Raw genomic sequence first — 10,866 nt, forward strand, 5'->3', positions numbered from 1 at the left:
GTTCCTCCTTTATTCATAATTGTTATGTTTTGTAATATATAATTCAATAAAAATTAAAAAAATATTATTACATTTATAAATCTTGATTTTTAAAATATTAATAATTTGCTTTTTTTAATCAAAAAAATAATTAGTATTACTTTTTTTACTTAAAACAGTATTTTAGTAATACTATTTAATAATTCAAGTGATTTTAGGTTAAGTTTATTTATTCATAATAATATATATTATACTATTATTATCATTATAATAATTTTTTAACTTTAATTAATACTAATCGGTGAAAATAATGGGGAAATCTAAAAAAGGAATTTCTTTAATCGTTGCGATTTTTTTTGTTTTAATCGTGTTTTCATCACCCCTATGGGCGATTGATGAAAACGACATGCTTAATGAATCGCAAGCAATCTCAACTATAAATGAACTTCAAGAAGAAACAGATGATGGAGTACTGCTTGAAGATGCGCAGGGAACTGATGAAGAAGTTGGGTCTTATACCTCATTAAACAACTTAATCAATGAAAATAATATAATAGAACTAAATAAAAGCTATGCATATAATTCAAGTTCTGATTCTAAATTGAAAAATGGAATTTCAATTAACAAAAATGTTGTTATTGATGGAAAAGGATTCACAATCAATAGTGCAGATGAGGCAAAATTATTCTATGTTAACAAGAAAGGAAGTTTGACCCTAAAAAATATGGTTTTGTTAAATTATAATCCAACAACCGCTTCAGGCATTACCAATTTGGGAAAGCTTATTTTTGATAATGTAACTTTCACAACTCAAAAACAGGTTGCTGCAGGCACTTTAAATGCAGCAATTGTAAACGAAGGTGAATTTAAAGTAAATAATACTAATTTTGAAAATTCTATCTTAAATTGCTCAGGAAATGGTCTATTATATGTTTATGGGTTGTTAATTAAGAATTCAGGTAATCTGGCATTGGAAAATACAAACTTTTCAAACAATGGAATTCTTGCTAAGGCAACTACCGTTCAGATTCAGGGAGGACTTATCTATAATTCAGGATTGTTATCACTCAATAACGTGAGTCTGGTGGGTAGTTACAGTAGGGTTAAGGCATCTGTGTCTACAGTATTCGGTTTCATTGTAGGATCATCTGATAAATCAAACATTACTGTAAACAACTCCAATTTTGAAAATAATACCATAGTTAATGATGCAAATACCAACTCCGCAATGACTAATGTTATCAGGATAACAAATGGAGATTTGGAGGTTTATAATTCAAAATTCGTTAACAATACCGGGTCTTTGAATGGTGGGGCTATAGGATATTATTCCCAAAATGTAATGATAATTGAAAATAACCTGTTTGATTCCAATTCAGTAACAATCCAAGGTGGAGCAATTTTCACACAGGGCAACCTCAGATCCAATAACAATACCTTTAGAAATAATTTTGCAGGACGTAATGGTGGAGCAATTTATGTTTATGGATACTATGACACTAAAAATCCTGATTTGGGAAATGTTGTAAGTACAAATGATGTATTTGAATATAATTGGGTAGAATCCTCTCCTGACGCTTATGGCCAGGCTTCAATATTGTCCTGGGGTGGAGCAATATGTTCTAAAGCAGGAAACTTAAGCTTAACTAATGATACATTTTATAGAAACAAAGCAGCTATGGGCGATGGTGGAGCTATTGCCAATTACTTAAGTAGCTTCTTACAGGTATCCCACTGTATTTTCAAAGAAAATGAAGCAACAAGATGGGACGTATGGACTCACGCTTCAGGATTAGGCGGGGCAATATTAATCCCTCAAACTGAAATGGTTGATGAGGATAATTTGGCCACTTTCAATATTGAATATTCAATTTTTGATAATAATATAGGCATCGCTGGTTCTGCATTGTACTCTGTTCCATACCAAGATATTCCTTGTGACTTTACTTCAAATAACAACTATTGGGGATCCAACAATCCATTTTTCAAAGAGTTAATCGGAAAGTATCAACTTAGTGATGTAGTATTCCCCGACAATTATGTTATAATGGAAATCGAAGGAAATGATTCTGCTTATCTCTCTTCTTCAAATGTATATAAAATCACTTTGAATAAAGTAAATGAAAACGGCACTATTAAAGAGTTAGGTGATGTTTTGCCGGATTGGGAAGTGAATATTACCACTAGTTTAAATCAGATTTCTAATTCTTCATTGATAATTAAAAACAGTGAAGCTACATTCGAATATATTCCTCTAAAAGAAGGTTTGGAAACATTTTCCATTAATAAATATTATAAGAAAACCATTCAAGCCGTTAAACATGATTCAAAATTAGAAATGCACTATAATATCACTTCAACTGGTGTTTTAGTTAACTTTTATTTGTCTGAAGATATAAATGGCGAACTTTATCTTGAAATCGGTAACGAAACTTACAGCATGCCTATACTCAATGGGTCTGCATCAATCACACTTCCTAAATTGCCGATTGGCGAAACCAAAGTCAATATTTCTTATAACGGTGATGATAAGTATAATTCCCTTCTAGTGGATGAGGAAATTTTCATTGAAAAATATGTCCTTGACAATAATGTTGTCACTCATGATTTATCCAAATCAAATGTTGTTACCGTTAAGTTGCCAGAAGATGCTACCGGCAGGGTTTTATTTGATGTAGGTGGTAAAAACCTTTATGCAGATGTCCAAAATGGCGTTGCAAGCTTAGACATATCCTCTTTAGGATATGGTGTGAAAAATATTTATTGGATGTATCTTGGAGACAATAATTATGATAGAATAAGCGGCAATTTCTCTGTTAACATAGCAGAGAATATAAAAATCACTAAAAATAAGGACATGACAGTATTCTACACAGATGGGTCTGCTTATAAAGTTAAAATTTTAGGTGATGGTGGAAAAGCTGTCGGTGCTGGCAAATTAGTCGTATTTAAAATAAATGGGAAAACATATAAGCGTTACACTGATAAAAATGGTGTTGCTTCATTAGTAATAAATCAACTTCCTAAAAAATACACAATTACTGCTAAATGCGGTGATGCTGGAGTAAAAAACACAATCACTGTTAAAAAGGTGCTATCCGCTAAGAACTTGTCCAAGAAAAAATCTAAAAAGATCAAATATACTGCCGTGGTAAAAGGTAAAAAACCATTTAAAGGCAAAACAGTAACTTTTAAAGTCAATGGAAAAAAATACTCAGCAAAAACTAATAAAAAAGGTATTGCTACTGTTTATCTTAAAAATCTCAAAGTGGGTAAATATAAGGTTGTCATAACCTATAAAAAGACAAAATTAACTAAAAAAATTAAAATTAAAAAATAGAAGTTTTCATTATTATTTTGGAGTGAAATCATGTTTGAATCTAATAAAATTAAGGCATTATTAATAATCTTCACTATTTTAATTTTCATACAGCCGGCCTTTGCATTAAATAATGAGACAACTAATGTTGTTGAGGTAGATATAGATAATTCCATCTATGCTGCAGATATTTATGTTAATGCATCAAATACTGAATCCGGAAACGGATCGATTGACAATCCATATAATAGTATTGAAAACATTAAAATTGAAAAGGACAGTGTTGTACATTTAACTGATGGGGAATATAATTATAAATCGTTCCGTTCTTTGAATAATGTAACAATTATTGGTCAAAATATTAATAATACAATAATAAAATGCAATAAATTGGAAATATCTTCTAGTAATTTGATTTTAAAGAATTTAACAATATCTGGTGCCACATTTAAAAATCAAGGAGATTTCTCTGCTGAAAATGTGATATTTAAGAATGGTGTTGGTCATGCTCTTGACGAATATGACAATTCTTATGGTGGGAGCATTTATACTTCTTACAGGGAAGATGATGAGGAATTCCATTCAATTACATTAACCAATTGCTATTTTATCAATAATACTGCCGAATATGGCGGTGCAATTTACATTGATGAAGGTTTTCTTGAAATAAACAATTGTTTTTTCATTAACAATCATGCATTTAATTATGGTGGAGCCATTTCTGCCGTAAATGCTAACAAAGTCACTATTAAAAAATCAAAATTTGAAAATGACTTTTCAACAGGAGATTGTGGAGGTGCAATTTATATATTGTCATCAACTTTGGTTGCCGAGAATTTGGATATAATTAATTGTTCATCTACTTTTGGTGCAGCCATAACTGGATTAAACGCTAAATTGGATATAAATAAGTTATATGCATTTGGAAATACTGCCAAATATGATGGTGGTGTAATTTATCAGATGTATGGAACATCTTTAATAACTGCTTCAGATTTCATTAATAATTCTGCAAATAATGGTGGGGCTTTATTTTTGGATAATGTTACTTCCCTGCTTTTGATATCTAACAAATTCATTAATAATTCTGCAAAAATCTGTGCAGGGGCATTTTATTCTATTTCAAATAAGGAATATCAGAATAATGGGAATTCTTATGAAAACAATCATGCATCAGTTAATAATGATATTTTCAATACGTCCACAATCAATCCGGTAATGCAGTCTTCAAATTATACTGTTTTTGAATATGTTGCTCAAGATGACATTATCCTGCCAAGTTATTATAATCTTGTCGATGACGGTTATGTGACTTCAATTAAGGATCAGCAAGATAGTGGGAATTGCTGGTCTTTTGCGGTTCTGGCCGCTTTGGAATCCTGTATTCTAAAGGCAACAAATACCACTTATGATTTGTCTGAAGAAAACATGAAAAATTTAATGGCATCTTTTTCTGACTACGGATGGCAGATAGATGTAAATGAAGGCGGTTATGATGATATGGGTATTGGTTATCTTGCAGGATGGTTAGGTCCTGTTTTGGAATCTGAAGATTCATTTGATGATATGAGCACATTATCTACTTTGCTGAATCCATTGTTGCATATTCAAAATGTCGTTTATCTTAAAAGGGATAATTATTTGGATAATGATGCTATTAAGGAAGCTATCCTGAAGTATGGTGCTGTTGCAACTGGAATCTATTATTCCGCATTATATCTCTTGGGCGATAGCTATTATTACTATGATACAATAATGCCTTCAAATCATGCAGTAACCATTGTCGGTTGGAATGATACTTATTCCAAATATAATTTCAATAGGATTCCTGAAGGAAATGGAGCATTCATAGTCAAAAACAGTTGGGGAACTGACTGGGGAGATGACGGATACTTCTATGTATCATATTATGATACTAAGTTTGCTCAAGTTGGAAAAGAGGAAGTGTCTTATACATTTATTCTAAATGACACAATGAGATACGATAAGAACTATCAATACGATATTTCCGGTAAAACTGATTACTTGATTACTGGAGAAAATACAATATGGTTTGAAAACATATTCACAGCCAGTGACAATGAGTATTTGGCTGCAGTTTCCACATATTTTAATGCAATCACCAATTGGGATGTTTCCATTTATGTCAATGATGTATTCGAACTGACAAAAAGTGGCAGATCTCCTGCTGGTTATTATACCATTAATTTAGGTGATTTGATTCCTCTTCATCCTGGAGACATATTTAAAGTCGTGTTTAAGATTAGTTGTGATGGATATGCTAATATTCCAATTCTCGAGTCAAACTACATAAATAAGGTTCCTTTCTCAACCGGAATTTCTTATTTCAGTAAAGATGGTGAAAATTGGTTTGATTTGTTTAATTATTCATTCTCTGATTTTAATCACAGATATTCATCTCAGATAGCCAGTATTAAAGCATTTACAATATTCAATAATTTGAATTCCACTATCAAATTGGATGCTTCCGATAAGGGTGTTCAATCAGCCAACATTAGGGCAAAAGTATGTGACCAATATGGAAATTTAATAAATAGTGGAGAAGTGGTTTTCACTATTGAAGGAGTTGACTATACTGTTAATGTTACAAATGGTATGGCAAACATAACTCACATATTCAAGAACAAGTCATTGAGTGTGATTTCTGCCAGATTTAATAGTGAAAGTTATAATTCTTCCTTTGATGAATGCAATATGGAGTTCTTTGATGCCAATATGATAGTCAATATTAAGGACATTCAATATGGGGATAATTTAATAATGAACATTGCATTAATCGATAGTGAAAATAATCTGTTAAGCGATATTGTGAATTTGACAGTGAATAGCATCTCATATGCAATCAGTGTCAGCGGCAATAAATCTTATGAGCTCCCATTTTTATTGGATATCGGCCAATATGAAATCAATTTGAAATGTGGTGATGTATTGGATAGGAACCTTTCAGTTAATGTTTCCAAAGCCAGTATAGGTTTAGATGTTGTTTTCAATGAAAAGCGAGAAAATCTTACAATCAACATTAGTTTTTCAAAGCCAATCAACGAATCAGTAACAATATCAGTTTCAGGTAAAGACTATACTCTAAACGCTGCTGATGGTAGGGCTAGTTTGTTTTTAGATGATTTGGATTATGGCATTCACGAAATCATTGTGTCATTCACAAATAAAAATTATGAGTCTGTTTATAAAAACTACACTATTCAGACTAATGTCTATAAAAGCAAGCTGGCGTTTGTCGAACTCAAATATGTAACTGAGGGATTGGTTTGCATAGTTAATTTATCTAAATTCAATAATGCTCCAATACCTGATAAATTGATTACTTTTTCAGTAAATGGGGTCACTTATGAGAATGCTACTGATAGTGAAGGCAATGCTTGTTTCAAATTCAATATAATTAATGGCAATTATCCTATTAGGGTGTCTTTCGATGGCTATGATGACATTGTCGGATCTGTGCTTAATGAGAATTTAATCGTAAACAGGACTCCGATTGTAATTCAGGATGTAAATTATTCATCTGTAGTGAAAATATTCGATGATGAATACATGTCATTAACTTTTTCAGATAATGCTCATGGTGATTTAATTGTCTTGATTGATGGAAATGAGTATTATAATGATTATTTCACACTTGATCAATTAAATGTTTCCTTATCCGGATTAACAATTGGAAATCATGAAATTAATGTTACTTACAGTGGAATCGAAGGATATTATTATTCCAAAATATTTAAGGTTTCAGTAACCAAAGCAGACTTTAGAGTAAGCATAACTTATGACATGTTATATGTTGGTAAAACTGCCGTAATTACATTTAATCTCCCTGCTGATGCAAAAGGATATATCTTTGCGGATATTGGCGCCAATAGTTATTATGCTATGATAAAAGATGGAAAAGCCATATTCCAAGTTGATGATTTGCCGTTTGGAGAATCATTGTTGAGTTATACTTATGATGGTGACAGTAATTATTTGCCGCTGACCGGCAGCGATTTGGTTAACGTTAAGCATTTTGCATCATTAACAGGCAATAAAGATGTTTCAATGAGTTATTCTGATGGTTCTAGTTATAAAGTACGTGTTTTGGGGCCAAATAAGGAAGCTTTGGCTAGCGGATATGTCACATTCACAATAGGTGGCAACTCTTATAAAGTTAATGTGGATAAATCCGGTTGGGCTTCTTTAAAGATTACTCTCAAACCAAAAAATTATGTAATTACTGCCAGTTATGATGGTGTTAAAGTTTCAAATAAAGTCTCTGTTAAATCTATTTTGAAATTAAACACTAATAAAATCAAAAAATCCGCTAAAAAAGTAACTGTAAAAGTGACTTTGAGCAAGATTAATGGAAAATATATTAAGGGCAAAAAAGTTACTTTCAAATTCAATGGTAAAAAATACACTGCTAAAACAGATAAAAAAGGTGTTGCTAAGATAACAATTAATAAAAAGGTAGTTAAAAAGCTTAAAGTTAATAAAAAATATTCAATTCAAGTTTCTTATTTAAAGGATACTGTTAAAAAGACTATACTTGTTAAAAAGTAAGGATTAGTTATTATGGTGATAAAATGAATAAAAAAACTGTATTAATATTGTTTATTGTCATAGGTTTCATTTGTTCAATAGGTGCAGTTTCAGCACATGAGGGGATGGAAAATCCAATTGTGACAATTGATGATTACATGCCTGCTCAAGAAGTTTCTGGGGATGTTAATTTTAACGTTACAGTTCATGAGCACAATGAAGTGAAATATGTTAATGTTACTGCGGAACATATGGAATCACACACCAAATATTTTGATAAGCAAGACTCAAACCCTTCCGACGGATGGTCTGTTTCATGGGACACTTCAAATTCTCCAAATGGGGAATACTGGATTACTGCAACTGCTTGTGATGTAAAAGAATTGCAAGGTAAAGCTGAAATGAAATTAATATTGAATAATATTCCAAAAGAATCAACAATTGTTTTAGAAAATGTGACAACTGTCGTTAACAAGTCCACAAATCTTTTTGCTAATTTAATTGATACTAATTCCAATCCTATTTCAGATAAGCCTGTAGAGTTTATAATCGATGGAAATAGCTACTCTGCCAGCACCACTAAGGGTGGCGTTGCAACTATTTCATTTACTCCAAAAGAAGTTAAAAACTACAAAGTAATTGTGAAATTCGTTGGAGATTATAGGTATCTTGAATCACAATCCTTGGGAATGCTTAACGTAATGTCAAATATCAATACATCCAGTGTAACAGTTCATGATGTTAGGGGAAATAATAAAGAAAAAATCATATTGAAAGCTAATTTGGTATGTCCTGGGTTATATGATGCAAACATTAACAAAAAAATAGATTTTTATGTTAATGGTAATTTTGTAGGTTATAATTTCACTGATGAAAATGGGGATGCAATGCTTGAGTATGTCATAAATGAAACTGGAGGATCCTATTTTTATCAGGCAAGATATCAGAACGAATTCGGAGAAAATTTCACGGATTCTGCTTCATTGTATGTTCCTCAATCTGAAATTTACATGACTATGAATGCAGTCACCCATTCAAAAGATGGCATTTTCACTGTAGGAAATACGTTTGAATTGAATTATTTCGTCAATAACAATGGCCCGGATAGCGCTAGTGATGTCAAAGTTCTATATGATGTACCGGATTCATTGAAATATGTTAAAGCAACTGCTACACAAGGCACTATTGGTTATGATTCAAATACTAGGAAACTGGTTTGGAATTTAGGTAGCGTTCCTGTTGGCAGTCAGAATGTAGCTATTACTTTTACAGTATTAAAAGCGGGTAAAATCAATTTATCTCCATCAATAACCACTTCAACTTATGATGAATCAGTAAACAACAATATTACACGCAATACCTTGGTGGTTAAGTCCTATAAGCTTGTAGCCAGTGATTTGACTAAATATTTCACTGGAAATCAAAAATATAGAATTTATCTTAAGGATGGAGATGGAAAAGCAGTTAGCGGTGCAAAAATCACATTTACATTTAATAAGAATACCCAATCTCTCAGAACAAATGCTGATGGTTATATAGAATTGGACACTAAGAACGTTAAGGTAGGGACATTCACAATTAAAGCAACATGCAACGGATTAACAATATCAAAAAAGATTACAGTCAAACCTCTTTTGATTGCTAAAAACTTATCCAAAAAGAAATCAAAAATAACCAAATTTAGTGTAAAATTAGTAAACAACAAAGGCAAGGCTGTCGCTGGTAAAAAATTAACTTTTAAATTTAAGGGCAAAAAATACACTGCAAAAACTAATAAAAAAGGAATTGCAACTGTCAGTCTTAAAAATTTAAAAGTTGGAAAATATGGTATTACTACAACTTATGGAAAATCAAGCATAAAAAACACAATTAAAATTAAAAAATGATTATTTTTAATCATTATTTATTTTTTTGTATCATAATCATGCATTATTTTCCATTAGATAATTAAATGAATTTTTCCACATGCATTAAAACAGGAATCGCCTAATAATTGTGCTATGATATTGAATAATTAATATCTAATGATTCCATATGAATCTATTCGATATTTAGTGCATAATAATCCCTTTTTTCAATCTGTCACCTAATGTGTAGGAGTATGTGATTATTGTTGCTTGTTAAATGTCAGAGTTTCAGAGTCTTATAACTATTTTTTTGCATTGTTTCATAACTTCAAAATATTTAATTCTTCCCTTTTTTATTTTAATAGTTTCTTGAGACAATATACTTTAATTCATGTTTAATGTTTTATCATGAATCTCGCTTATCTTGAGAGTGCAAGAATGCCTTGACTTCAAGATGAATTGCACAAAAGTGGAGCACTAGTACTTTTCAAGTGCTCTCTAATATGATCAAATAAATAATAACAAATGACAATAAAAAGTTTAATTCATGTTTTTTCAACGAAAAACCAAGTTAAAAAATACATTAAACTATGAATCTCTGAACTTTCGGGACAAGGGGGATAGCACGGTAATCCTATGCTCAAAAGAGCATACAGTCCGTGAAGTAAGAATCCTCAAATTCTACAATTTGGGTAGTTCAATGAGTTGAATTAATGGTATGATTTAGACAAGTTAAATTAGAAATTATGAAAAAAAATAAAAAAAGTGAGGGTTTATTTTTTAATAAACCCATTTTTGAAATGTTTTTGTTTTTTATGCATTGTTTACAATAGCTGTGTTGGTTATTTCAACGCCGTTGTATTCTGCTTTTAATTCGTAGGTTCCAGGTGCATAGTTGATTGTTAGTTTTGCAATACCGTTTGTATCTGTTTTTACATTGTAACTAATTCCATTGGCTGTTATTTTAATGATTTGACCGCGTAAAGCAACTGCTTGGCCTTCGGAGTTCACTAATTGGACTTCGTAAGCTGTACCGTCTTTGTAGGTCATGTTAATATCATTGGCAGTGATATTGTAAGTTTCTTCAGTGTTTACAGTAATAGTGTTGGTAATGCTTTCAGATACGTATTTGGTATCGTTTACAACAGCAGTAACCCTAAATTCACCAGGTAT

At 31.3% G+C, this 10,866-nt stretch carries 3 protein-coding genes and 1 pseudogene; 3 read left to right on the forward strand and 1 reads right to left on the reverse strand.

Annotation, left to right across the window (positions count from 1 at the left end):
* Positions 1–289: 289 nt before the first annotated feature.
* From ACJROP_RS11370 to ACJROP_RS11380, 3 genes are read left to right on the forward strand one after another with little or no spacing between them, the layout of a single operon-like run.
* Positions 290–3,319, forward strand: coding sequence for a hypothetical protein (locus ACJROP_RS11370; RefSeq protein ID WP_406535581.1), 3,030 nt, complete (start codon positions 290–292; stop codon positions 3,317–3,319).
* Positions 3,320–3,349: 30 nt separating this feature from the next.
* On the forward strand, positions 3,350–7,867 hold the full coding sequence (locus ACJROP_RS11375) for a C1 family peptidase (RefSeq protein WP_406535582.1): 4,518 nt from the start codon (positions 3,350–3,352) through the stop codon (positions 7,865–7,867).
* A 23-nt stretch (positions 7,868–7,890) separates the two neighbouring features.
* Positions 7,891–9,732 (forward strand): DUF11 domain-containing protein, encoded by a 1,842-nt coding sequence (locus tag ACJROP_RS11380; protein WP_406535583.1) that lies wholly within the window; start codon positions 7,891–7,893, stop codon positions 9,730–9,732.
* 774 nt (positions 9,733–10,506) lie between these two features.
* On the opposite strand, the pseudogene ACJROP_RS11385 reads toward ACJROP_RS11380, so the two are convergent.
* Positions 10,507–10,866: pseudogene (locus tag ACJROP_RS11385) on the reverse strand (hypothetical protein); the annotation flags it as partial.

The organism is Methanobrevibacter sp. (genome assembly GCF_045220775.1).
Classification (GTDB): domain Archaea; phylum Methanobacteriota; class Methanobacteria; order Methanobacteriales; family Methanobacteriaceae; genus Methanocatella.

What these genes read in the sequence shown, in the direction of transcription:
- ACJROP_RS11370 (WP_406535581.1), top strand. Translation starts at nt 290, where the DNA reads ATGGGGAAATCTAAAAAAGGAATTTCTTTAATCGTTGCGATTTTTTTT.
- ACJROP_RS11375 (WP_406535582.1), top strand. Translation starts at nt 3,350, where the DNA reads ATGTTTGAATCTAATAAAATTAAGGCATTATTAATAATCTTCACTATT.
- ACJROP_RS11380 (WP_406535583.1), top strand. Translation starts at nt 7,891, where the DNA reads ATGAATAAAAAAACTGTATTAATATTGTTTATTGTCATAGGTTTCATT.